Origin of the sequence: Izhakiella australiensis (assembly GCF_002006995.1) — a bacterium.
GTDB lineage: Bacteria > Pseudomonadota > Gammaproteobacteria > Enterobacterales > Enterobacteriaceae > Izhakiella > Izhakiella australiensis.
On sequence record NZ_MRUL01000014.1, the window covers coordinates 87,558 to 110,028 of the forward strand.

Below are 22,471 nucleotides of genomic sequence, written 5' to 3' on the forward strand. Positions count from 1 at the left end.
CTCAGCGTTTCAGCCAGCCGGTGCCTTTTTGCAGCAGCATCGCCACCACGATAATCACGCCCATGCAGACCTGCTGGTGATAACCCGGCACGTTGATCAGATTCATAATGTTGCCGATCACGCCGAACACCAGCACCCCGAGCAGGGTATTGAACACCCCGCCACGTCCGCCTGCCAGGCTGGCGCCGCCAATCACCACCGCCGCAATCACGTCCAGCTCAGCGCCGACGCCAACGGTGGCGGAACCCACGCCGGAGCGGCTGGTGATAATGATACCGGCCAGCGCCGCCAGCGCGCCGGAAATGGCATAGACCGCCAACACGTAGCGCGCCACCGGAATGCCGGAGAGATGTACCGCTTCTTCATTCGATCCAATGGCTTTGACCAACCGGCCAAAGCGGGTGAGATTCAGCAGCACGGCGGCGGCGGCAAAAATCGCCAGCATCAGCACCACCGGTAGCGGCACGCCCAGCACGCTGCTGGTGCCAAAATCAGTAATCACGTCGCCTTTCTCGCCCATCATGATTGGCTGACCATTGGAGATGATCAGCGCCAGCCCACGCGCAACCGCCATCATCGCCAGCGTCATCACGAAAGGCTGTAGGCGCAAATAGGCCACCAGAAAGCCGCTCATCAGGCCGCAAAGCATGCCGGCAATCAACACCATCAGCACTGAGGCGCCGGGGCTGTACTGATTGAGGATAATCGCCGACAGCACGCTGCCCAGCGCGGCAATCGATCCGACCGAAAGATCGATGCCGCGCGTGAGGATCACCAGCAGCATGCCAACCGCCATAATGCCGGTGCCGGACACCTGGCGCAGCACGTTCATAATGTTGCGTTCGCTAAAGAACGAGGAAGAGAGCGAGGAAGCGAAAATCACCAGCACCAGAAAGATGATGGCCGTACCATAGCGACGAAAAAAATCACCGGCGTCGAAGCGGACCTTACGCCCGCTGGAGCTTACAGAAAGGGAGCTCATCAGAAATTCTCCGCATTTAAAAGGGATGTACGATTGGTCATCGCCATAGAGAGCAATTTTGCTTCGGAATAGTCGGCAGGCTGCAGCTCGCCGCAAATAGCCCCTTCAGACATCACCAGTACGCGATCGCAAAGGCCGAACAGCTCAAGGTGTTCTGAAGAGATAACGATCACCGCCAGCCCCTGATCGGCCAGTTCAGCAATCAGCTGATAGATTTCACGCTTGGCGCCAACGTCCACGCCGCGCGTTGGCTCATCAAGGATGATGACCTCGCCGCCGTGATTAAACCATTTAGCCAACACCACCTTCTGCTGATTACCGCCGGAAAGGGATGAAACCGGCGCATGCAGTCCGGCGCACTTGAGGCGCATCTGCTGCGCCAGCTTGCCGACCACCGCGTTTTCACGGCCGGACTGAATGAAGCCCAGCGGCGCCATAACCTCGCGGTCATTTGCCATCGTCACATTGGCTTTGATCGGCATATCCAGCACCACGCCCTGGCGTTTACGATCCTCGGGCACCAGCGCGATGCCGGCGCGCACCGCATGTTGCGGCGTCCGCAATGCAACCTGCTTGCCGTGAAGAAAAATGCTGCCGCTGTCGCTGCGATCGGCGCCGAAAATCAGCCGGGCAACCTCGGTGCGACCGGCGCCAACCAGTCCCCCCAGCCCGACCACCTCACCGGCATGAACGCTGAAGCTGACGTCACGGACTTTATGGCGGGCATTCAGCCCCTCAACCCGCAGAATCTCCTTGCCGCGCTGCCGGTTTTCCCGCTCGCTGAACAGCTGATCGACGGGACGGCCGACCATCTGGCGAATCACCTGCGACAGGCTGGTTTGCTGCGGCGTTTCGGTGGCGATCCACTGACCATCTTTCATAATGGTCATGCGGTCGGCGATGCGAAACACTTCATCCAGTCGGTGGGAGATATAGACGATAGCCACCCCGACGCTGCGCAGATCGCTGATGATATCCAGCAGGCGATTGGCATCCTGGGTAGAAAGAACGGCGGTCGGCTCATCAAACACGATCACTCGCGCATCCTGCGACAGCGCCCGGGCGATCTCGACGATCTGCTGATGCGCCACGCTCAGATCGCCGACGGTCGCCGCCGGGTCGATATCAAAACCCAGCCGGCGCAGAATATTGCGCGCTTTGGCCCGCAGTTTCGGCCAGGAGATAAACCCCGGCAGATCGTGCAGATAAATGTTTTCCGCGACCGTCAGCTCCGGCGCCAGCGCCATCTCCTGATGGATTAGCGTGATGCCGCGCGCCATCGCCTGCTTTGGCCCTTTAATCTGCACCGCTTCGCCGTTATCAAACAGGGTGCCGCTATCCGGGGCAATCTCCCCGCCCAGTACCCGCATCAGGGTGGATTTTCCGGCGCCGTTCTCCCCCAGCAGCGCGTGGACCTCGCCTTTTGCCAGCTGCAGTTGAGCACCTTTCAGGGCATGAATGCCGCCAAAAGATTTGCTGATATCTCGCAGTTCAATCAGTGGCTGAACCATAACGCTTTTTCCCGGTTGCAGGCGGCGGCAATCAGGCCGCCGCCGGTTAATCAGAAGATGGAATCAGCTTTGTAGAATTTATCCACATTCTGCTGGGTTACCGCCGCCGGTTTGGTATAAAACACCTTCGGCTGATCGGCAGGCAGCTTGCCCTGCAGCGCCTGTACGCCAAACTGTGCGGCCAGCGTGCCGATCTGGTTTGGATCGTTAACGCCGGTGGTACCGTACTTGCCTTCTTTAATCAGACGATAAGCCTCTTTCTGGCCGTCAGCGGCGGCCATCAGCACCACTTTGTCGGCCTTACCGGCGGATTCAAGCGCCTTGCGCGCCCCCAGCACCATCGAATCATTTTCGCCCAGCACCACGTTAATATCCGGGTGAGCCACCAGCAGATCTTCCATCGCCTTCAGACCGCCCTCCTGGGTCCAGTCGCCCCAGCCCTGTCCGACGATCTGAAAGCCGGCGGCGCCGCCCTGCTGCAACTGCGCTTCAGTCAGCCCGCGCACCACGCCGAGACGGCGCTCTTCGCCAACTACGTTGCCCTTACTGCCGGAAATCAGGGCGATTTTCATCGGCTGGCCTTTCATCTTATTCGCCAGCCATGCGCCGGTCAGGCGGCCGTTCTGATCGTTAGAGGATTGCACCAGGGTAATGTAGTTAGCACGCTGATTCAGCGCACTGTCGAACACCACCACCTTAATGCCAGCCTTGCTGGCCGCATTGACCGCCGGCACCAGACCTTCCGGATCGCGCGGGTCGATCAGCAGCACGTTGATACCGCGCGCCACCATGTCTTCCACGTCGCTAATCTGCTTGGACATATCGTTACGGCCGTCGGACGTGGTGACTTCGCAGCCCAGCGCTTTGGCTTTTTTACTGGCGGCATCCAACGCAGCGGCATAGTAAGGCGCGCCGAGCGTAAACATAGAGATACCCACCAGGCAGGAATCCGCAGCGCGGGCGGTACCGGCAAACAGGCTGGTGAGCGCAAGGGCATAACAAGAAAGGCGGTAGGGCAGTCGCATGATGTTCTCCTGTGTCATCGGGGAAAGGCAACCCCGGACGCGTATCGTTATTGTGGTTCACTCACTTGCCTTTCGGTATTATTATTACCAAATAGAAAACATAAAAAATCATAATTGTTAAAATTATGCTCAAAATCACAAAAAAACACCCTTAATATAAAATTTAACTGTGATTAAAAATCCTTTTATGTATTTTTATTACCAAATGAACACAACAGGAGTGCCGGACGATGAAATGGGTTGAACCAATTAGCTGTCAGGTTGACCTGCAGCAGGGGCTGATGCACAACGCCAGCGGTCATTATCAGAAGCGGCTCAGCGATTTGGCCGGGCTGTACGCCGATGATGCGGCGTTTAAAGCGGAGCTTAGCCATGGCGGAGACCGGGTGGTTTATGAAGTGACCGAATGGCGACCGCCGGCGCGCAGCGGCGATATGATCTTCGGTCTGACGCGGATGAGTCCGGGAAAAATCGGCGAGGAGTTCTATCTGACGCGCGGCCATATTCACGCCGTCGCCGATCGGCCGGAAATTTATTACGGCCAGCGCGGTGAAGGGCTGATGCTGCTGGAATCGCCGGACGGGGAAACCCGCATCGTCGAGATCAACGCGCAAACCGTTTGTTATGTCCCGCCCTACTGGATCCATCGTTCGGTAAACACCGGCAGCGATGAGTTTGTCATGCTGTTTTCTTATCCGGCCGATGCCGGTCAGGACTATGACATCATTGCACACTCCGGCGGCATGCGCCGCCGCATAATGGCTGATGGCACGGGCGGCTGGAAGCAGGTGGATAATGCCGCATGGCAGGCGCGCAGCGCGCAAACGGTAGCAAAATTACTGGATCAGCAGAGCGCGGGGGTAACCTTATGAGCGGCATATTTGAACGCATTGCCGCCATCGGCGTGGTGCCAGTGATTGCCATCGATCGCGTCCAGGATGCCCTGCCGCTGGCCGATGCTCTGCTGGAGGGCGGCCTGCCGCTGGCGGAAATTACCTTTCGCACCGAGGCCGCCGCGCAGGCGATCGCCGCCCTGACGGCACAGCGCCCGGAGCTGCTGGTTGGCGCCGGCACGCTACTGGACGCCGGAGCGGTGGCGCAGGCGGTATCCTGCGGCGCCGCTTTCGGACTGGCGCCGGGCTTCGACCCGACAGTGCTGGATGCCGCCAGCCGCCAGCAGCTGCCCTTTGCGCCCGGCGTGATGACGCCCAGCGATCTCTCGCTCGCCGCCGCGCGCGGCCTGCGGGTGGCGAAGTTCTTTCCGGCGGGCATCGTCGGCGGCCCGGCGGCGCTCACCGGCATCAGCGCGCCCTTTTCCCACCTCGGCATGCAGTTCATTCCTACCGGCGGCGTAAGCCAGGCGACGCTGGCCGACTGGCTGCGCCTGCCACAGGTGCTGGCGGTTGGCGGCACCTGGATTGCCCGCAGCGAGGATATCCGCGCCGGTCACTTTGGCGAGATCACCCGGCTGGCGCGCGCCGCACGTCAGCAGGTTGCGCAAATCAGGGAGAATGCATGATGACCGCCTATGTTCCCGCAGAGCGCCCGACGCTCTATTTTATTGGCGTGACCACTACCCGCAGTTCGATCATGAAGGTCTTCCCCGCCTGGGCGGAACTGCTGCAGCTGGGCGAGGTGGCGATTAAAGGTATCGATTTCCCGCCCGGCGCGCCGGCAGAGGAGTACCGCGAGGCGGTACGGTTTATCAAACGGGACCCGCTTTCACTGGGGGCGCTGGTCACCACCCATAAGATCGATCTGTTTAATGCCTGTCGCGATCTGTTTGACGTCATCGATCCGGTGGCCGGGCTACTGGGTGAAACCAGCTGCCTGGCAACGCATCAGGGGCGTCTGCACTGCTATGCGAAGGATCCGATCTCATCCGGCCTGACGCTGGCGCGCTTTCTGCCGCCGCAGGCGTTTGCCGCCAGGCCGCCAGCGCTGATCTTCGGCGCCGGCGGCGCCTGCATCGCCATCAGCCAGTATCTGATGCAGCCCGAACGCGGCGCTAACCGGCCGGCCAGTCTGATCGTCAGCGATCGCAGCGCATCGCGGCTGTCTGAGCTAAAGCGCCTGCACCAGCAGTTTGACGCCAGTTTTCCGGTCAGCTATCAGCACATCGACTCCACCCGTCAGAGCGATGCGCTACTCGCCGGGCTCCCCGAGGGCGCGCTGGTCATTAACGCCACCGGCATGGGGAAAGATTTGCCCGGCTCGCCGATCGGCGATGAGGCGTGCTTTCCGCAGCGCGCCATCGTCTGGGAGCTTAACTATCGCGGCGAACTCACCTTTTTGCAGCAGGCGCAGGCGCAGCAAGCCAGCCGTCAGCTACAGGTGGAAGATGGCTGGGACTATTTTATTCACGGCTGGACCCAGGTCATCGCCGAAGTCTTTGAGCTGCCCGCCGACGCGGTAGCAGGAGACGCCTTTAATGCACTTTCCGACTGCGCACTGCGCGTTACCCGTCAGGGAGCCACATCATGAACCGTATTCTGGTTACCCCACGCTCGCTGACCAGCGGCGGCCATCCGGCGCTGGATATGCTGACTCAGGCTGGCTTTGAAGTGGTATTCTCACCGGCGGGCAGGCTGCCCGATGAGCAAGCGCTGCTTGAACGACTGCCGGACTGCGTTGGCTGGCTGGCGGGCGTCGAACCCGTTTCTGAAAGGGTGATTGCAGCGGCGGCCCATCTGAAGGTTATCAGCCGTAACGGCGTCGGCGTAGATAATCTGCCCGTCGATGCGCTGCGCCAGCGCGGCATTCAGGTCTGCACCGCTGACGGGGCCAATGCCTCCGGCGTGGCGGAACTGGCTATCGCACTGATGTTTGCCAGCCTGCGCCATATTCATTCCACCAGCAGCGGCATTAAACAGGGCGAATGGCCGCGCTTTCAGGGTAATGAAATTCGCGCCCAGCGGCTGGGGGTGATCGGCTGCGGCGCCATCGGGCGCGAAGTCGCCCGGCTGGCCTGCGCGCTCGGCTGCAAGGTGCTGGCCTTTGACCCGATGCGCCCGCCGCTCGATCTGCCCCCCACCCACTTCCGCTGGGCCTCCCTTGAGGAAATATGGCAGCAGGCAACCCTGCTTACCCTGCACTGTCCGCCGCCGCGCGACGGTACGCCGCTGATTGGCGCGCAGCAGCTGGCGCAAATGCCGCGCGGGACGATTATCATCAATACCGCCCGCGCCGGCCTGGTCGATGACGACGCGCTGATTGCCGCCCTCGACAGCGGTCATCTTACTGCCTACGCCGCCGACGTATTTAAAGAAGAGCCGCCGCGTTCAATGGCGCTGGCCGGTCACTCGCGGGTGATCGCGACCAGCCACATTGGCGGCTTCACCACCGAAAGCGTCGATCGCGCCACTGAAATGGCGGTCGCCAACCTGCTGCAGGCATTGCAGGTCAATCAGCCATGAGTATTCAGCAGGCAGCAATCCCCTTTGCCGGTGCGCTGGCCGACTATCTTGCCGCCCACCCGGCGCCGGCGCGCGGCGTTGAGCTGTTCTGGCTCGGCCAGGCGGGTTTTTTGCTGCGCAGCGCTGCGCACCTGCTGGTCATCGATCCCTATCTTTCCGATTCGTTAGCGGAAAAGTATCGCGGCAGGCCGCTGCCTCATCGCCGCATGATGGCGGCGCCGATTGCCGCACAGCAGCTGGGTGACGTGCAGCATGTGCTGGTCACCCATCATCACAGCGATCACCTTGATGGCGCGACCCTGCAACCCCTGATGGCGGCCGCGCCGACGGCCCGGCTGATTGCGCCGCGCGCCGCGCTGGCGCTGGCGGCGGAACGCAGCCAGGCCGGCGAGCGTCTGCAGGGAATCAATGCCGGCGAGCAGCTAACGCTGGCGGAAGGGCTGAGGTTGCAGGCGGTGCGCGCCAGCCATGAAACCCTTGAGCAGGATGACGCCGGTAACTTTCGCTTTCTCGGCTATGTTATTACCTTGGGCGAGGTGCGCATTTTTCACGCCGGCGATACCGTGCCTTTTGACGGTCAGGTTGATGAGCTAAAAGCGCTTAACATTGATGTGGCGCTGCTGCCGGTTAACGGTCGCAGCGTAAACTTACGCGCGCAGGGCGTACCGGGTAATCTGACGCTGGCGGAGGGGCAACGTCTTTGCCAGCAGTGTAATATCCGTTATATGATCGCCCATCATTACGGGTTGTTCGACTTTAACACCGCTGACCCCGCCGAGATCGACGCGGCGGCCCGGCGCGTAAAGGAACCGTCTCTCATACGGGCACGGCTTCAGACCCGCTTTTACTTTGCAAGCCCATTGTCAGCGAGATAAGTGAATGGCCCATGACCCAAACCAGGTTCGCGAACCCGTCCAGAATATCCTGGAGATAATCCGCACCTGCCGCGCTGATTTGCGCAAATCCGACCGCAAGGTCGCCAACGTGGTGCTCGACGATCCCAAGCTGATTCTTAACGATACCGTCGCCGAACTGGCGGCGCGTGCCGAGGTCAGCCAGCCAACGGTATTACGCTTTTGCAATGCAATAGGCTGTAGCGGCTACCCCGACTTCAAACTACGGCTGGCGCAAAGCCTGGCCTTAGGTATGCCGGCGACGCACTCGGTTCTGGCCGGCAGCGATACGCCGGATCAGGTGGTGGAAAAGATTTTTGACTACACCCTGACCAGCCTCGACTGGGCGCGTTATCACCTGGATAAAGCGGCAATTGGCAACGCGATTGAGATGCTGATCGCCGCCAGGCGCATTGAATTCTTCGGCTTCGGCGCCTCCGGCATCGTCGCCCGCGACGGCCAGCAAAAATTTCCGCTGTTTGGCGTGCCCTGCGGCGTTGAGGTGGATTTTCATCAGCAGATTATGCAGGCTTCGATGCTGGAGGCCGGCGATACCTGCGTGCTGATCTCCAACACCGGCGTCACCCGTACCCTGATGGACGTGGCGCGCATCGCCAAAGAGCGCGGCGCCGCCGTGCTGGGCATCGTTGGCGCCAGCGACGCACCGCTGAAATCTTACTGCGACGTGACCCTGGTGGTCGAGACGCTGGAAAATACCAGCATCTACACGCCGATGACTTCGCGTATTGCCGCGCTGGTGATTATGGATATTCTGTCCACCGCCGTTGCGCTGCGTCGGGATGAAGATCAGGACCATCAGCAGGCGTTTATCGCCATGAAGCAGCGGCTGAACGAAGCGCGTTTTAACTAGCTTCAGCGCCGGTGCGCCAGCGAGCGCACCAGCCGGTCGCCCAGCTTCTGAATAAGCTGCACCAGCAGCAGCAAGACGATTACCGTACCGGCCATCAGGTTATTATCAAAACGCTGATAGCCGTAGCGAATCGCCAGGTCGCCCAGCCCGCCGCCGCCGACCACCCCCGCCATTGCCGAAAAGCCGATCAGCATCACGATAGTCAGGGTAATGCCGGCCACCAGCGCGGGCAGCGCTTCAGGCAGCAATACCCGGCTGACAATATGCCAGTGGCTGCCGCCCATTGATTCCACCGCCTCAATGCGACCGCGATCCACCTCATCCAGCGCGTTTTCGACGATACGGGCAAAAAAAGGAAAAGCGCCCAGGGTGATCGGCACAATGGCGGCAGTGCTGCCAAGGGTGGTGCCGACAATCAGCCGGGTAAAGGGGATCAGCGCGATCAGCAAGATAACGAACGGCAACGCACGACCGATGTTCACCACGCTATTAAGCAGCAGCGCCACGCCGCGGTTGGGTAAAATGCCGTCTTTGCGGGTCAGAAACAGCAGCACGCCAGCCGGCAGACCAAGCAGCACGGTAAACAGCGCAGCCAGCATCACCATATACAACGTTTCCAGCGTGGCGTTGATCATTAATTCCTGAAAACGTTCCCAGCTTACGCCACGCATCGGGCCGCTCCCTGCGCGTGAAAGCGAGCGCGGAATGCGCGATCGGTTTCACCATCCTGCAATAACATCTGGCGCAGACGTCCCTCTTTACGCGCCATAATCTGCTGCAGCGAGCCGCTCTCAACCAGCTGGCCCTGCTCCAACAGCGCCGCGCCCTGGCAGATACGCTTAACCACGGCCATTTCATGGGTGATCAGCACGATGGTAATACCGAGCTGCTGCTGAATATCCGCCAGCAGATCGAGTATTGAAGCGGTGGTTTCCGGATCGAGCGCGCTGGTCGCCTCATCGCACAACAGATAACGCGGCTGCGCCGCCAGCGCGCGGGCAATGCCGACGCGCTGCTTTTGCCCGCCGGAGAGCTGCGACGGCCAGGCGCCAGCAAACGCGTCCAGCCCGACCAGTTGTAATACCGCCTCCACCCGCTGGCGGCGGACCTTGCGCGCTACGCCGGCAATTTCCAGCGATAAATCGATATTATCGCTCACGTTACGTGAATGCAGCAGATTGAAGTGCTGAAAAATCATCCCCATCTGCTGACGCTGCCGGCGCAGCTGCGCCACGCTGAGCTGGACAATATCCTGCCCGTCGATTTCCACCCGGCCCTGGGTTGGCTTTTCCAGCCGGTTCAGACAGCGCAGCAGCGTACTTTTTCCCGCGCCGCTGCGGCCCAGAATGCCAAATATGGTCCCGGCTTCGATCGACAAACTGACGTTGGCTAACGCTGGCGCAGAGGCGCCAGCATACTGTTTACTGACATTTTCCAGCTTAATCATGCTGAGAATCCGCAACCGGGATCACCGAGCCCTGGTAGTTTTTCCGGATAAAGTCGGCCACCTGCGGCGAGGTCAGGTCTTTGGCTAATTGCAGGATGCGCGGATCTTTCGCCAGCTCCGGCCGGGTGACCAGCAGGTTGGCATAGGGATTTTGATGCGCCGACTCCAGTCCCAGCGCGTCTTTTGCCGGAACCAGACCAGCCTCCAGCGCATAGTTGCCGTTGATAATCGCCGCATCAACGTCATCCAGCGAGCGCGGAATCTGCGGCGATTCGATCTGTACGATCTTAATCTTCTTCGGGTTATCGATAATATCTTCCGGCGTCACCAGCGTGTTGCTGCCATCAGCCGATTTTTTAACTTAATCAGCCCTTTATCCTGCAGAAGATACAGTGAACGACTCAGGTTAGTGGTGTTATTCGGCACGCCGATGCTGGCGCCGGTCGGCAAAGCCGCCAGCGACTTCACCTTATGGGAATAGATCCCCAACGGTTCAATATGCACCTTCGCCACCACGCTGAAGGTTTTACCCAGCGCTTTTTCCTGATCTTTTAAATAGGGAAGGTGCTGGAAATAGTTGGCATCGACGTCGCCTGCAGCCAGCAGCTCATTCGGATTCGCCCCACCACCGGCGCTCATCTCAACCACTTTAAGATCTAATTTCGGGTCGATCTTTTGCACATATTCCAGTATTTCAGCGTGCGGGACGGGATCGGCCGCCACGCGCAGCGGCGCGGCCTGTAAGCTCTGTGCTACCAGCAATGCAAGACCTGCCATGGTATAAATCGCAGTTTTCATCATTATTTTTTACTCTTATTGTTTAAGGACGCTTTTCGTTATTGAGGTATTCCGCATAAAAGCGGTTTGCTACATCGGGATGAGAGCGCAGCCGGCCTTTTAAATAATTCCAGCCCACTTCGCGTAATAAGGGATTTAATGGATCGCTGGTCGGCCCCGTGGCTAAGCGGGCAAGATGCGGCGCCAGCTGATATACCGGCACCACGCCGCTTAGCTGCGCGCCGAGGAAAAAGGCCACCGACAGCCGTTCACGATCGGCCTGCGGCGACACCACCCGATGCACGGTAGCGCGCAGGTAGCCGTTCGTGGCCAGCTCCAGCAGCTCGCCAATATTCACCACAAACGCCCCGTCGAGCGGCACGGCATCCACCCAGTTATCTGGCGTCAGCTCCACCTGCAATCCCCCTTGCTGGTCCTGTAGCAGCAGGGTCAGAAAGCCGGAATCTTTGTGAGCGCCCACCCCCTGACGCGATTCGTCGCTGGTGCGACCGGGATAGCGGATAAGCTTGACGTGTTCGTTAGGGTATTCGCCGTACAGATTGTCAAACGCATGGCGCGGCAGCGACAGCGCCTCAGCAAAGGCGCGCAGCAGCTCCAGCGCAACGGCCGTCATCTGCTGCTGCCAGCGGGTGATCACCGTTTGTAACGCCGGCAGCGCGGCGGGCCACTGATTCGGCCCCTGCATCCTTAGCCAGACCGGCGCGTCCTCCTGCGTTACCGCCTCCCGCTCGGCGCCGATATCAAACTGCTCGCGGTAGTCAGGCTGGCTGCGGGTAATTTCTAAACCGGCACGGTTGTAGCCGCGAAAGTGCGGTGAATTCGCCATCTGCACGCTAAGCTTATCTGCCGCCGACAGGGCAAAAAACTGCCGGGAAACCTGCTGTACCTGGGTCAGTAATTCAGCGGAAATACCGTGGCCGGTCAGGTAAAAAAAACCCACCTCACGTGCCGATTTTCCCAGTTTTTCCAGCACGGCCTGACGCGACTGCGGGCCGCTATTCAGTTGTGAAAAATCAATCACTGGCAGTGACAAAGCGCGGGTTGTAGACATTGAATCGGTCCTGCTGATGAATAGGGTTTCACCATGCCATTACGCCAGAACCTTAACTACGAAAATATCCTGCTATTAATATGCACAAACCAGGAATAATATTTTTATGCAGCAGCTAGCCATAAAAATAAATAATTGCCCGCTCAGTTTGAGAAATTATTTTCTTCCTTCGCTAAAACAATAAATCGCGGCGGTGACCAGGCAGTTATTTCCGGCAGCGGAGGTTCAAAGCGTTCGATTTCGACAAAGCAGGTTTGCGCGCTGCACCCCAGCCTGGATGATATTCGCCATAATCCGATGCCAATAGATAGTCTCACCGTTATACTCACCTGTGGTTTTATCGGCAGCAGACCAGAAAAATACCCGGCTGCCGGCATAACCTCGCAGAAATAAATCGTCAACAGGACGCCATAAACATATGCCGGAGGAGCAATGCCCGATTCTTTTTACTGGATAAACGAACCCCAACAATGGCAGCGCAATGACGCAGCTCTGCGGGTAGTTACCGATGAAAATACCGATTTCTGGCGCAAAACCTGGTATGGTTTTGAACGCTTTTCCGGCCACATTTTCGCCACCGACGTCGACAACGATTTTACTTTCCAGGTCAGGCTCCGCGCCGAGTTTACTGAGCTTTATGACCAGGCCGGTATTATGTTTATGTCCGATAGCCAGCACTGGTTAAAAGCCGGCATTGAATTTAACGACGGCGCGCCAGCGATCGGCAGCGTGCTGACGCTGGAAAACTCGGACTGGGCAACCGGCATCTTTACCGGTAACCCCCGTGACTTCTGGCTGCGCCTGACGCGCAAGGGCGACAGCCTCAGGCTGCAATACTCCAGCGACGCGCAGCATTGGCCACTGCTGCGCCTGTGCCACTTCCCGCACGGCAGCGCAAAGGTCGGCGTAATGTGCTGTACGCCTGAGCGGCGCGGGTTAGTGGTGGATTTCCAGGATATAACCCTCACCCCACCACTTGATAAGGCGCTGCATGATTTGAGCTAACTTAGCCGGGCGCCGATTATTTAATTAACAGGCGTATCCCCAGAACCGCCATCAGCCCGCCGCTTAGCCTGTCGATAACACGCCGGTAATGCAGATAAACCCGCCGGGGTCTTTCGGTGGAAAGCGCCGTGGCAACCATCACATACCAGATAACGTCTATCAGAAAAGCCATCACCGGCAGCGCGACATAAAGCCAGGGTGAAAAACTTGCGCTTAACGTTGCAGTAAAAATACTGGCAAATACCAGCGCGGTATGCGGATTGCTCATCTGGGTAATGACGCCGGTGATAAACGCGCGTGAAGAACTGGCTTGCGGTGCGCTGGATAAATCCGGCGCGCTGCCCGCCGGGCGGCGAAACATTTTCATTGCCAGCCATAGCAGATAGCAGCCGCCGGCAATCTTCAGCGCCGTATAAAGCCAGGGAACCAGCGTCAGGAGCGCATGCAAACCCGCCAGTGCGATAATAGCAAACAGCATCGCGCCGACCCCTAGCCCGAAGGATACGCTGATTGCCGCGCGACGAGAGGAAACCACGGCGGTACGGGCTACCAGTAAAAAACTTGCTCCGGGACTCATTGCGCCCAGCAAGATGGCCCCGCTTATAGCCAGTAAGGCCAGAATGTCATTGCCCATGCTCTTTCCCTCAAAGAATGACGCCGCCATAGCAGAAGATTTTATTAAACAACTTTTTTTGTTGCTTGGACAGAAAATCGCGCGCGCAAGCCGCCGCCTTTTTTAATTTTTCATAGAAGTGGCAGGCAGTACGCATGCCTGTCAGACGGAGGAGAAATAGCCTGCACCGGGATTGGCGGAACAGGCTGATAATGCAGTCGTCGTATTCAGAACGCTCAGTTAGAAAGTTAACTCCATTGATAATCTGATGGTTTTTCCGGGAATCGGCATTGAGACTATCGTGCCAGGATCATACGCATACTCATTCGTCACATTATCTCTATTAAAATATGCCGTTGCATTTTTGTTCACCTTCCACTCAGTGAATAAATTAATGGTACTGTAATCATCCCGCTAAACTCTGTTAAGAGGTGGAGTCTCACCAAATTTCGCAAGATAGCGCTGAAAAAACGTCTGTTCAAGTTCGCCGGGATTATCACTGACCCACATGAACATTTTAAGGTGCTCATACGGATAACGCTTCTGATAGCGCTCATCACGCCAATAACGCTGTCCGGTCTGGTGCTTACTCTGCAGATATTTAGGGCTAAAGGAGCGAGCCAGATCGCCTGTACGATGGCAAAATAATTTAGCCATGCCTATGTATAAAATCCCGTCCTGATCATTGTCTAATACTCGCGGTATGGTGAGCGCTTGCCCATCATCGTCGAAGCTCCGTAGAACATAAACCCCGCCAGCATTCAGATATAAAGGGTTTACCGTAGAGTAAAATTCTTGAGTCGGCAGCAGAAGATCTGAAAGTTGTTGCTTGAAGCTGTACCCACTGAGATCCATTTCCTCTAATTCCCATTTCATTGGTTATCAGTTCGCTACGCAAGTCCCGTAGTATTGAGAAGCTAAAATGCCATTACCTTAACCGAGATGGGCTTTGGCTGATCATCAGTATGACCGTATCACTTTTGCTGGTACGGGCTACATTTAGCGATTACGCTGTTGAATAGGGCTAAAGAACATATCCCATAAATGTTCTGCCATGCCTTCGTTAGTCAGCAACGAATCCATTGAATTGCTGTACCCCAATCCCATCATGGTGCGGAACCCAAGTGTTTGCCCATTATCCGCAACACTAAGACTTTCATTGCAACTATTACGAGTCACACCACTTTGACTGTAGCTGATATCCCCGAATCCCATATTACGACTGCCACACCAAACTCCGCACTGACCAACATTGCTACCGTTGATATACACAGCACAAGTGAAAGAATCTGCATCAGGCCGATGGAAATCGACGTCTAACCCTGCATGGCGCTTTTTGAGTTCGTCCAGCGAGTTTGCAAAATAACGAGCTACATACTCAAAACCCTCACGACGGGCCCGATCTTTATCGAGGTCAGTAAAACTCTTTGGTAAAGAAAGATTGCTGGAACGCGGTGTAAAAATCGTTTCCGGAGTTTGAAGCAATGGATTGGCCGAAGGCTGGGAAGGAATAAGCGTGCTCTGCTGTGGTTTTCTCGCATTCATATCAGCAATAGCACGAGAAACAGCATTTACGACCTGAACATAGCCTTCATCGTGGCTGGAGAATTTGGTAATGGGCTTTCCGTCAGTTGTTGCTGCCATAATGCTGCCGAATGGCAACTGTTGCCAGGCACACTCTCTTAAGATCACAGGAATGACCACGGCCTCGTCTCGTTTATGCCGCGCCAACGCATTGGTCATCTCTACTTCATAGCAATAATCAGAAGCAATAAAATCACTGCTAATAAGCAGTAAGATTATATCTGCTTCGGAAAAATACTGATCAATCCGGCGTTCAAACTCTTGCCCAGGAACAATGCGTCGATCGTGCCATGTAGTGATTTTCCCGGCTCGCTTCAGAGGTGACAGATGCTTCTCCAGTTCATTGCGAAGTGCTTCATCTACATGAGAATAAGAAAAAACGAGAGTGGTCATAATGGTGAAATGCTCCTGACTGTTACTGTCTTTAGGGCTATTCTGAGCCCACAATATAAAAAAATCACGCTATCGACTTTAATTAATAGATGCTTGGTCTATTTAAAGTTGTTACAGCAGCCGATTCATAGCCTCCCATATGCCATCCAGCTCACTCCGTCAGCAAATTTAGTGTGATATTCTTTCCAGAAATCCTGTTGTATCGATGACATAAGGCAATGATTGATGGAGCAGTCTCTCAATTTTGAAATGTTGCGTAGCCAGTGGCCAGAACTGGCAGAGCTGGGATTAATGGCAGAACGCTATGTTCACACCGACCCGGAAAGCAGTCTGGTGAAGCTTCGCAACTACACCGAATTAATGGTGCGTTGGTTGTACCGTCAGGAACGATTGCCTGAAGGTATCAGAGCGAATCTTTACGATTTAATGAACGCTGATGTCTTTACTAGCATGATGCCAGAAGCCATCATCATGAAAATGGATGCGCTGCGTATCCACGGCAACCGCGCCGCGCACGGTGGACGTATCAAAGCCAAAGATACCTACTGGCTGCTTAAGGAAGCGTATTTGTTAGGGGTCTGGCTGTATGTTCGTTACGCCCACGGTAATGTTGATAACTGCCCCAAATTTTCACTTCCTCCGTTAACACAATCGTCAGGTCGTGCAGAAGAAAAACGTCTGGAAGATGCTATCAGGGCTCAGGATGAAAGCCGCGAGCGCGAACTGGCACTACAACGCGCACTACAGCAGGAACAAGAAAAAGCTGAACACCTCACTCAGCGCCTGAATGAAGCCAGAGCACGTAACCAGCATGTTGCTGATATCCTTTCCATTGATGAAGCGGAAACCCGCCGCCGCCTGATTGACTCCCGTCTGCTTGCTGCTGACTGGAATGTAGGCGAAGAACTTAACAATACCGATCAGGTTACACAGGAACATCCAGTTAGAGAACAGCCTACCGCGACCGGTGACGGTTATGCGGACTATGTCTTGTGGGATGAGGCACACAAACCGCTGGCGGTGGTGGAAGCAAAAAAAACCAGCGTTAATGCCGAGCAAGGGCGAATTCAGGCCCGGTTGTATGCAGACTGGCTGGAAAAAGAATATGGTCAGCGTCCGGTCATCTTCTACACCAACGGCTACGATATCTGGCTGTGGGACGACCATAAAACTCATGGTTATCCTCCGCGTCGGGTATTTGGCTTCTACAGCAAGGAAAGCCTGCAATACCTTATTCAGCAGCGTGAAACCCGTCTACCGCTGAACAGTGTGTCGCATGTTAAAGATAACGAAGGTAAGACAGTTGCCGGACGTTTGTATCAGCTTGAAACCATTGCCCGCGTCAGCGAACGGTTTACTAACAAGTACCGGCAATCGTTAATTGTTCAGGCTACTGGTACAGGCAAAACTCGCGTGGCAATTGCGCTAAGCAAACTGATGATTGATGCCCGTTGGGTAAAACGCGTTCTGTTCCTTTGCGACCGTAAAGAGCTGCGCAAACAGGCGGCAAATGCCTTCAATCAATTCACCAATGAGCCGCTGTATGTGGTCGGGAAATCGAAAAAAGCAGACAGGCAGAACGCTAGGATCTACATTGCCACTTATCCCGGCATGATGAAAATCATGGACCATTTTGATGTCGGTTATTTCGATCTGATCATCGCCGATGAATCCCACCGCTCTATCTACAACGTCTACGGCGACCTGTTTAAGTATTTTGATGCCCTCCAGATTGGCCTGACGGCCACGCCGATCGACATGGTGAGTAAAACAACTTTCGGCCTGTTTGGTTGTGAAGGTCGTATCCCTACCGCCAACTACAGCCTGGAAGATGCCATCGCCGATAACAATCTGGTTCCCTATGAGGTTGTTACGCACACCACGGAATTCCTGCGCGAAGGCATCAAACGGGAGAAGTTAAGCGACGCACAAATCCGCGAACTGGAAGAACAGGGTATCGATCCCAATACGCTGGAATTTGATGGCAAGGCGCTGGATGAGGCGATCTACAACAAAGACACCAACCGCTATATCCTGCGTAACCTGATGGAAAATGGCCTGAAAGATCGGGACGGCCAACTGCCAGGTAAAACCATCATTTTCGCCCGTAACCACAAACACGCACTGCTGTTGAATGAATTGTTCGACGACATGTATCCGCAGTTTTCCGGACGCTTCTGCCAGGTCATCGACAACTACGATCCCCGCGCCGAGCAACTGATTGACGATTTTAAAGGGCTGGATGAAAGCACCAACAAAGAGCTGACCATTGCTATTTCCGTTGACATGCTTGATACCGGCATTGATGTCCCGGAAATTGTGAATCTGGTCTTTGCCAAGCCGGTTAAATCGAAAGTGAAGTTCTGGCAGATGATTGGCCGAGGTACGCGTCTTTGTTCAGGGTTGTACGGCTACGATGAAAACGGCAAACCGCTGGATAAACAAAAATTCCGTATCTTCGATCACTGGGGCAATTTTGAGTATCACGAGCTGCATACCGAAGAGGCCGAAGTCACAGCGACAAAATCGCTGGCGCAAAAACGCTTTGAAGCGTGGGTTATGCTGGGGGCTGCTGCGCAGCGCAAGTTCGACAAACAGGCGGTGGATTTAGTCGCTCACCAGCTCCGCGAGCAGATCAATGCGCTGGATGAAAAGTCGATTGCCATACAGGAAAAGTGGCAGCAAAAAGCGCAGTACAGCGATGAAAAAGTACTGCGCCAGCTTTCCCCGAAAACACAGCAGGATCTGCTATCTGTCCTGGCCCCGCTGATACAGTGGCTGGACGTGCGCGGGCAAAGCGATGCCATGCGCTTTGATATGGATATTCTGGCGGCGCAAACTGCCCGTTATACCAACCCGGAAGAGCTGGATTTGCTCTGGCCGGTCATCATCGAGAAAGTGGAACGTCTACCGCCGCATCTGACTCAGGTGCAGCAACAGGGACAGCGGATTAATCAACTTCGTGATTTAGGCTGGTGGAAGCAAGCCAGCCTGGAAGAACTGGAGGATATCCGCATTCATCTGCGCGGCATCATGCACTTGATGGAAAAAGATGCGACGCCGAAATTTGGTTCGATACAGGTGGATATTACTGAAGATGCGAATCTGATCCAGACGGAGGCCCGCAAAACCAACATCCGCTCGATTGATTTCAAACTGTATCGCCAGCAGGTTCAGGGAGCGCTGGAGCCGCTGTTCCAGCAAAACCCGGTGCTGAAAAAAATCCGCAACGGCGAGCCGGTAACACAAGGCGAACTGGATGAGTTGGCAAAACTGGTGCTGATCCAAAACCCCAACGTTGATATCCGGGCGCTGAAAGAGTTCTATCCGCAGGCGACCGCCAGCCTGGATAAACTTTTACGTACCATCATCGGGATGGACAGCGATGCGGTAGAAGTACGTTTTGCACAGTTCGCCGCTGATAACAGCCTGACCAGCCAGCAACTGCGCTTCCTGTCACTGCTGAAAAACCACATCCGCGATTACGGCACCATTGAAATTCGGCAACTCTTTGAACAGCCGTTTACGCACATCCACAACGAAGGCGTTACTGGCGTATTCCCGGATCTAGAGCAGATCGTCCGGTTGCAAAAGATAGTCGAAGAGCTGGGTGTTGTGACCGACGCAGCGACGGTATAATACACACATGACAAGCCCCGGCAGCGGGGCTTTTGTATTTAAAACAGGATATAAACGCTAACAATGATTACCGGTGACTTAAAAAGTAAAATCGACGGCCTGTGGGAAGATTTCTGGGTGGGTGGTATCACCAACCCGCTGACCGTAATCGAACAGATCACCTATCTGATGTATTCCCGGATGCTGGATACCCAGGAACAACGCGACGAGAAGCTTAAACAAATCGCGGGTATTGATTTTAAACCGCGTTTTGCGCCAGAACAGCAGGAGTTCCGTTTCAGTCACTATAGCAACCTTGGCTCGGATGAGATGATGGAAGTGGTGCGCGATGGCGTATTCCAGCATTTCCGTCAGCTCGGCCAAGCCGATGCGTCGAAGGTAACGCTGCTGGGCAACTTTATGAAAGATGCCCGTCTGGAGATTGTTAAGCCGTCACTGCTGACCAAAGCGGTTGAGGTGATCAAAAACCTGCCATTGGATCGCGGCGATACCAAAGGCGACCTTTACGAATACCTGTTAAGCAAGCTGACAACTGCCGGAATCAACGGCCAGTTCCGCACGCCGCGCCACATTATCCGCACGATGGTTGAAATGATGGAGCTGAATCCCGCCCGCGGCGAGACGATTTGCGATCCTGCCTGTGGCACCGGTGGCTTTCTGGCGACCAGCTATGAATATCTGCTGGAAAAATACAGCTCGCTGGAATCCATTCATACTGAGATTGGCACCAACGAACGTGGCGAGCTGGAAGAGCAAAAAATCTTTACCGGCGATCTGCTGACACCGTGGCGTAACCATGTAGATAACAATATGTTCCACGGTTACGATTTTGATACCACCATGCTGCGTATCGCCGCTATGAACCTGATTATGCACGGCGTGGAAGCGCCGGATATCCACTATCAGGACACCATGAGCCAGAGCTTCAGCACCAATTTCCCACAGGCCAGTAAAAACGCCTTTAACCTGATCCTCGCGAACCCGCCGTTTACTGGTTCTCTGGATGAGGAAGATATCGACGCCACACTGTCGGCAATGGTGAAAACCAAAAAAACCGAGCTGTTGTTCCTGGCGCGTATTCTGCAAATGCTGAAAGTGGGCGGGCGCAGTGCCACTATCGTGCCGCAGGGCGTGCTGTTTGGTTCCAGTAAGGCGCACCAGTCACTTCGCAAAACGCTGGTGGAAGATAACCAACTGGAAGCGGTGATCAACCTGCCTTCCGGCGTATTTAAACCTTACGCTGGCGTGGCGACGGCGATCCTGATCTTTACCAAAGGCGGCCAGACGGATGAGGTCTGGTTCTATGACCTGCAAAATGATGGCTACAGCCTGGATGACAAGCGTAACCCGATAAAAGACAACGACCTGCCGCATCTGCTGGCAAGCTGGAAGCATTACCGTACTTTACGCGGGCTACCGGTTGATAACTTTATGGGTGAGAAATTAGCCTCATTGTTGAAACAACAGTCCCCGGAAAGGATTGATGCTGGCGTTGATTTTAAAGATCGCACGCAGGCGGTGTTTGTGGTGCCGAAGGAGGAACTTGCGGCGCAGAAATACGATCTCTCCATTAACCGTTATAAAGAAGTCGTATATCAGGCGGAGGAGTATGAAGATCCGAAGGTGATGCTGAAACGATTAAAAGATCTGGAAAAAGAGATTCAGGCGGATCTGGATGAGCTGGAGGGGATGCTGTGAGTGGGCGTTATTTAAAAATTGAGGATTTTTGTAGCACCGGTAGTGGTGGAACACCCAGTAAGTCAAAGCCTGAGTATTATGAGGGGGGAGATATCCCTTGGGTTAAATCAGGAGACCTTAAAGATTCAACAATTTATAAGGCGAATGAGTATATTACAGCCGCAGGGCTAGAAAATAGCAGTGCAAAAATAGTTGAGAAAGACTCAATCTTAATAGCAATGTATGGAGCCACTGTTGGCCGCTTGGCCATTTTAGGAATTAATGCAGCGATTAATCAAGCCATCTGCAACATCAGGCCAGATACGACAATCGCTGATATGAGGTATCTCTATTACTTCTTGAAGAGCAAATTCAGTTATTTTGTCGAAAATGCGGTTGGTGGGGCTCAACCTAATATTAGCCAAGGATTTATTAAGTCATTGGAAGTTCCTCTTCCTTCCTTAAGTGAACAAAAACGTATCGCAGCTATTCTTGATAAAGCCAATGGTATATATCAAAAACGCCAGAAAGCTATCAAATTGGCTGATGATTTTTTACGTGCTACGTTTTTGGAGATGTTTGGCGACCCTGTGTCCAATCCAAAGGGGTGGAAGGTAAAACCTTTAAAAGAACTCTCTGTAAAAATAGCTAGTGGTTCTACACCTAAAGGTGGGAGCAAGGTTTATGTTGATAAAGGGATTACCTTTTTTAGAAGCCAAAATGTTTGGAAAAATGATATCAGGCTAGATGATGTCGCGTACATTGATGAAAAAACCCATAATAGTCTAAAAAAAAGCAGTCTAAAAAATAAAGATATATTGATGACTAAAACGGGGCGATTCAATACAGAAAACAGTAGCCTTGGTCGTGCAGCTTTGTTTTTGGGAAAGGACGACAGTGCAAATGTCAATGGTCACGTTTATTTAATAAGACTAAAATCAGGGATGCTACATGAATTCATTGTATATATTTTAACTTCGAATGAATATCGTGAACATATTCGTGAGGTTTGTGTGGGGGGAATAGATAAAAGACAAATAAATAAGGAACACATTGAAGACTTCCCTATTATCTGTCCGCCAGATGATCTCCAAATTGAGTTTATGAGGAAGCTAAATCTCATTCAAAAAATACGCTCAAATGCTATGACTGGGTTGAAAGAGGTTACCCCTCTATTTAACACACTCAGCCAAAAAGCTTTTTCTGATGGATTTTAAAAAGTGGGAATGTTCGGTGAAACTCAGATAAATCCACCACCGGTAGCCAACCGTTTGAATTTAGTGAGATTTGGCGATTTGTACCACACTAATTATCTTTTTAGTGCGCACCATACTGGTAGTGTGCTGTAGCAAAATTATGGCTTGGTAGAGGCTAGGAAGTGATCTCTTCCCTTTAAACAGTACCGGTGTAAAGTAGTGTTTCTGGCTTTTCTTCGTTCGAAAAGGAACTGAAATACGATGAAAAAGACCCGTTATACCGAAGAACAGATAGCGTTTGCGCTGAAACAGGCCGAAACCGGCACCCGGGTGGAAGAGGTGTGCCGTAAAATGGGGATTTCTGAGGCCA

The 22,471-nt window shown here is 54.6% G+C and carries 20 protein-coding genes and 1 pseudogene; 11 read left to right on the plus strand and 10 right to left on the minus strand.

The features are described from left to right. Window position 1: 1 nt before the first annotated feature. The 3 genes from BTJ39_RS17690 to BTJ39_RS17700 are packed head-to-tail and all read right to left on the minus strand — an operon-like array spanning window position 2 to window position 3,518. Window positions 2-982: an ABC transporter permease gene (locus BTJ39_RS17690; RefSeq protein ID WP_078004011.1), complete on the minus strand. Its 981-nt coding sequence runs from the start codon at window positions 980-982 to the stop codon at window positions 2-4. Then, window positions 982-2,493, minus strand: a complete 1,512-nt coding sequence (locus BTJ39_RS17695) for a sugar ABC transporter ATP-binding protein (RefSeq protein ID WP_078004012.1) — start codon at window positions 2,491-2,493, stop codon at window positions 982-984. The genes BTJ39_RS17690 and BTJ39_RS17695 overlap by 1 nt, the downstream gene beginning before the upstream one ends. 50 nt (window positions 2,494-2,543) lie before the next feature. Further along, a complete protein-coding gene (locus BTJ39_RS17700) occupies window positions 2,544-3,518 on the minus strand; it encodes a sugar ABC transporter substrate-binding protein (RefSeq protein ID WP_078004013.1) in 975 nt (324 codons plus the stop codon). Between the two features lie 230 nt (window positions 3,519-3,748). Here BTJ39_RS17700 and BTJ39_RS17705 point away from each other — a divergent pair, with 230 nt between their 5' ends. From BTJ39_RS17705 to BTJ39_RS17730, 6 genes are read left to right on the plus strand one after another with little or no spacing between them, the layout of a single operon-like run. After that, on the plus strand, window positions 3,749-4,390 hold the full coding sequence (locus BTJ39_RS17705; RefSeq protein ID WP_078004014.1) for a glucose-6-phosphate isomerase: 642 nt from the start codon (window positions 3,749-3,751) through the stop codon (window positions 4,388-4,390). Further along, on the plus strand, window positions 4,387-5,037 hold the full coding sequence (gene eda, locus BTJ39_RS17710; protein ID WP_078004015.1) for a bifunctional 4-hydroxy-2-oxoglutarate aldolase/2-dehydro-3-deoxy-phosphogluconate aldolase: 651 nt from the start codon (window positions 4,387-4,389) through the stop codon (window positions 5,035-5,037). The genes BTJ39_RS17705 and eda overlap by 4 nt, the downstream gene beginning before the upstream one ends. Continuing rightward, window positions 5,034-6,002 (plus strand): hypothetical protein, encoded by a 969-nt coding sequence (locus BTJ39_RS17715; RefSeq protein ID WP_198412955.1) that lies wholly within the window; start codon window positions 5,034-5,036, stop codon window positions 6,000-6,002. Before eda ends, BTJ39_RS17715 begins: the two co-directional genes overlap by 4 nt. Then, window positions 5,999-6,934, plus strand: a complete 936-nt coding sequence (locus tag BTJ39_RS17720) for a phosphoglycerate dehydrogenase (protein WP_078004016.1) — start codon at window positions 5,999-6,001, stop codon at window positions 6,932-6,934. Before BTJ39_RS17715 ends, BTJ39_RS17720 begins: the two co-directional genes overlap by 4 nt. Continuing rightward, window positions 6,931-7,809, plus strand: a complete 879-nt coding sequence (locus BTJ39_RS17725; protein WP_078004017.1) for an MBL fold metallo-hydrolase — start codon at window positions 6,931-6,933, stop codon at window positions 7,807-7,809. Before BTJ39_RS17720 ends, BTJ39_RS17725 begins: the two co-directional genes overlap by 4 nt. A 4-nt stretch (window positions 7,810-7,813) precedes the next feature. Further along, window positions 7,814-8,698 (plus strand): SIS domain-containing protein, encoded by an 885-nt coding sequence (locus BTJ39_RS17730; RefSeq protein WP_078004018.1) that lies wholly within the window; start codon window positions 7,814-7,816, stop codon window positions 8,696-8,698. A gap of 2 nt (window positions 8,699-8,700) precedes the next feature. On the opposite strand, the gene BTJ39_RS17735 is transcribed toward BTJ39_RS17730, so the two are convergent. The 4 genes and pseudogenes from BTJ39_RS17735 to BTJ39_RS17750 form a co-directional block, all read right to left on the minus strand. Next, window positions 8,701-9,369 carry a methionine ABC transporter permease gene (locus tag BTJ39_RS17735; RefSeq protein ID WP_078004019.1) on the minus strand — a complete coding sequence of 223 codons (669 nt, stop codon included), beginning with the start codon at window positions 9,367-9,369 and terminating at the stop codon, window positions 8,701-8,703. Continuing rightward, the gene (locus BTJ39_RS17740) at window positions 9,357-10,145 is read right to left on the minus strand and encodes a methionine ABC transporter ATP-binding protein (protein WP_078004020.1); all 789 of its coding nucleotides are present in this window, start codon (window positions 10,143-10,145) and stop codon (window positions 9,357-9,359) included. The genes BTJ39_RS17735 and BTJ39_RS17740 overlap by 13 nt, the downstream gene beginning before the upstream one ends. Next, window positions 10,138-10,943 (minus strand): annotated as a pseudogene (locus BTJ39_RS17745) (MetQ/NlpA family ABC transporter substrate-binding protein). The gene BTJ39_RS17740 and the pseudogene BTJ39_RS17745 overlap by 8 nt, the downstream one beginning before the upstream one ends. A 22-nt stretch (window positions 10,944-10,965) precedes the next feature. Continuing rightward, window positions 10,966-11,994, minus strand: coding sequence for an isopenicillin N synthase family dioxygenase (locus tag BTJ39_RS17750; RefSeq protein ID WP_078004021.1), 1,029 nt, complete (start codon window positions 11,992-11,994; stop codon window positions 10,966-10,968). 432 nt (window positions 11,995-12,426) lie between these two features. On the opposite strand from BTJ39_RS17750, the gene BTJ39_RS17760 reads away from it, so the two are divergent. Beyond that, the gene (locus BTJ39_RS17760) at window positions 12,427-12,999 is read left to right on the plus strand and encodes a DUF1349 domain-containing protein (protein ID WP_078004023.1); all 573 of its coding nucleotides are present in this window, start codon (window positions 12,427-12,429) and stop codon (window positions 12,997-12,999) included. A 16-nt stretch (window positions 13,000-13,015) separates the two neighbouring features. Here the strand turns inward: BTJ39_RS17760 and BTJ39_RS17765 are convergent, their stop codons facing one another. The 3 genes from BTJ39_RS17765 to BTJ39_RS17775 form a co-directional block, all read right to left on the minus strand. Further along, window positions 13,016-13,633: a LysE family translocator gene (locus tag BTJ39_RS17765; RefSeq protein ID WP_078004024.1), complete on the minus strand. Its 618-nt coding sequence runs from the start codon at window positions 13,631-13,633 to the stop codon at window positions 13,016-13,018. Between the two features lie 393 nt (window positions 13,634-14,026). Continuing rightward, the gene (locus BTJ39_RS17770) at window positions 14,027-14,488 is read right to left on the minus strand and encodes a hypothetical protein (RefSeq protein WP_078004025.1); all 462 of its coding nucleotides are present in this window, start codon (window positions 14,486-14,488) and stop codon (window positions 14,027-14,029) included. A gap of 123 nt (window positions 14,489-14,611) precedes the next feature. Then, window positions 14,612-15,589: a toll/interleukin-1 receptor domain-containing protein gene (locus BTJ39_RS17775; protein ID WP_078004026.1), complete on the minus strand. Its 978-nt coding sequence runs from the start codon at window positions 15,587-15,589 to the stop codon at window positions 14,612-14,614. A gap of 225 nt (window positions 15,590-15,814) precedes the next feature. On the opposite strand from BTJ39_RS17775, the gene BTJ39_RS17780 reads away from it, so the two are divergent. The 4 genes from BTJ39_RS17780 to BTJ39_RS17795 form a co-directional block, all read left to right on the plus strand. Beyond that, window positions 15,815-19,228 (plus strand): DEAD/DEAH box helicase family protein, encoded by a 3,414-nt coding sequence (locus tag BTJ39_RS17780; RefSeq protein ID WP_078004027.1) that lies wholly within the window; start codon window positions 15,815-15,817, stop codon window positions 19,226-19,228. Window positions 19,229-19,291: 63 nt separating this feature from the next. Beyond that, window positions 19,292-20,926 (plus strand): type I restriction-modification system subunit M, encoded by a 1,635-nt coding sequence (locus BTJ39_RS17785; protein ID WP_078004028.1) that lies wholly within the window; start codon window positions 19,292-19,294, stop codon window positions 20,924-20,926. After that, window positions 20,923-22,122, plus strand: a complete 1,200-nt coding sequence (locus tag BTJ39_RS17790) for a restriction endonuclease subunit S (protein WP_078004029.1) — start codon at window positions 20,923-20,925, stop codon at window positions 22,120-22,122. The genes BTJ39_RS17785 and BTJ39_RS17790 overlap by 4 nt, the downstream gene beginning before the upstream one ends. Window positions 22,123-22,362: 240 nt before the next feature. Then, window positions 22,363-22,471 (plus strand): transposase (locus BTJ39_RS17795; protein WP_139356375.1); only part of this gene is annotated, 109 nt, incomplete at its 3' end.

Bases quoted from the DNA above. Each gene is read 5' to 3' on its own strand.
- BTJ39_RS17715 (WP_198412955.1), top strand. From the start codon at position 5,034: ATGATGACCGCCTATGTTCCCGCAGAGCGCCCGACGCTCTATTTTATT.
- BTJ39_RS17695 (WP_078004012.1), bottom strand. From the start codon at position 2,493: ATGGTTCAGCCACTGATTGAACTGCGAGATATCAGCAAATCTTTTGGC.
- BTJ39_RS17785 (WP_078004028.1), top strand. From the start codon at position 19,292: ATGATTACCGGTGACTTAAAAAGTAAAATCGACGGCCTGTGGGAAGAT.
- BTJ39_RS17730 (WP_078004018.1), top strand. From the start codon at position 7,814: ATGGCCCATGACCCAAACCAGGTTCGCGAACCCGTCCAGAATATCCTG.
- BTJ39_RS17700 (WP_078004013.1), bottom strand. From the start codon at position 3,518: ATGCGACTGCCCTACCGCCTTTCTTGTTATGCCCTTGCGCTCACCAGC.
- BTJ39_RS17725 (WP_078004017.1), top strand. From the start codon at position 6,931: ATGAGTATTCAGCAGGCAGCAATCCCCTTTGCCGGTGCGCTGGCCGAC.
- BTJ39_RS17775 (WP_078004026.1), bottom strand. From the start codon at position 15,589: ATGACCACTCTCGTTTTTTCTTATTCTCATGTAGATGAAGCACTTCGC.
- BTJ39_RS17750 (WP_078004021.1), bottom strand. From the start codon at position 11,994: ATGTCTACAACCCGCGCTTTGTCACTGCCAGTGATTGATTTTTCACAA.
- BTJ39_RS17735 (WP_078004019.1), bottom strand. From the start codon at position 9,369: ATGCGTGGCGTAAGCTGGGAACGTTTTCAGGAATTAATGATCAACGCC.
- BTJ39_RS17705 (WP_078004014.1), top strand. From the start codon at position 3,749: ATGAAATGGGTTGAACCAATTAGCTGTCAGGTTGACCTGCAGCAGGGG.
- BTJ39_RS17765 (WP_078004024.1), bottom strand. From the start codon at position 13,633: ATGGGCAATGACATTCTGGCCTTACTGGCTATAAGCGGGGCCATCTTG.
- BTJ39_RS17720 (WP_078004016.1), top strand. From the start codon at position 5,999: ATGAACCGTATTCTGGTTACCCCACGCTCGCTGACCAGCGGCGGCCAT.
- eda (WP_078004015.1), top strand. From the start codon at position 4,387: ATGAGCGGCATATTTGAACGCATTGCCGCCATCGGCGTGGTGCCAGTG.
- BTJ39_RS17690 (WP_078004011.1), bottom strand. From the start codon at position 982: ATGAGCTCCCTTTCTGTAAGCTCCAGCGGGCGTAAGGTCCGCTTCGAC.
- BTJ39_RS17780 (WP_078004027.1), top strand. From the start codon at position 15,815: ATGGAGCAGTCTCTCAATTTTGAAATGTTGCGTAGCCAGTGGCCAGAA.
- BTJ39_RS17760 (WP_078004023.1), top strand. From the start codon at position 12,427: ATGCCCGATTCTTTTTACTGGATAAACGAACCCCAACAATGGCAGCGC.
- BTJ39_RS17740 (WP_078004020.1), bottom strand. From the start codon at position 10,145: ATGATTAAGCTGGAAAATGTCAGTAAACAGTATGCTGGCGCCTCTGCG.
- BTJ39_RS17770 (WP_078004025.1), bottom strand. From the start codon at position 14,488: ATGAAATGGGAATTAGAGGAAATGGATCTCAGTGGGTACAGCTTCAAG.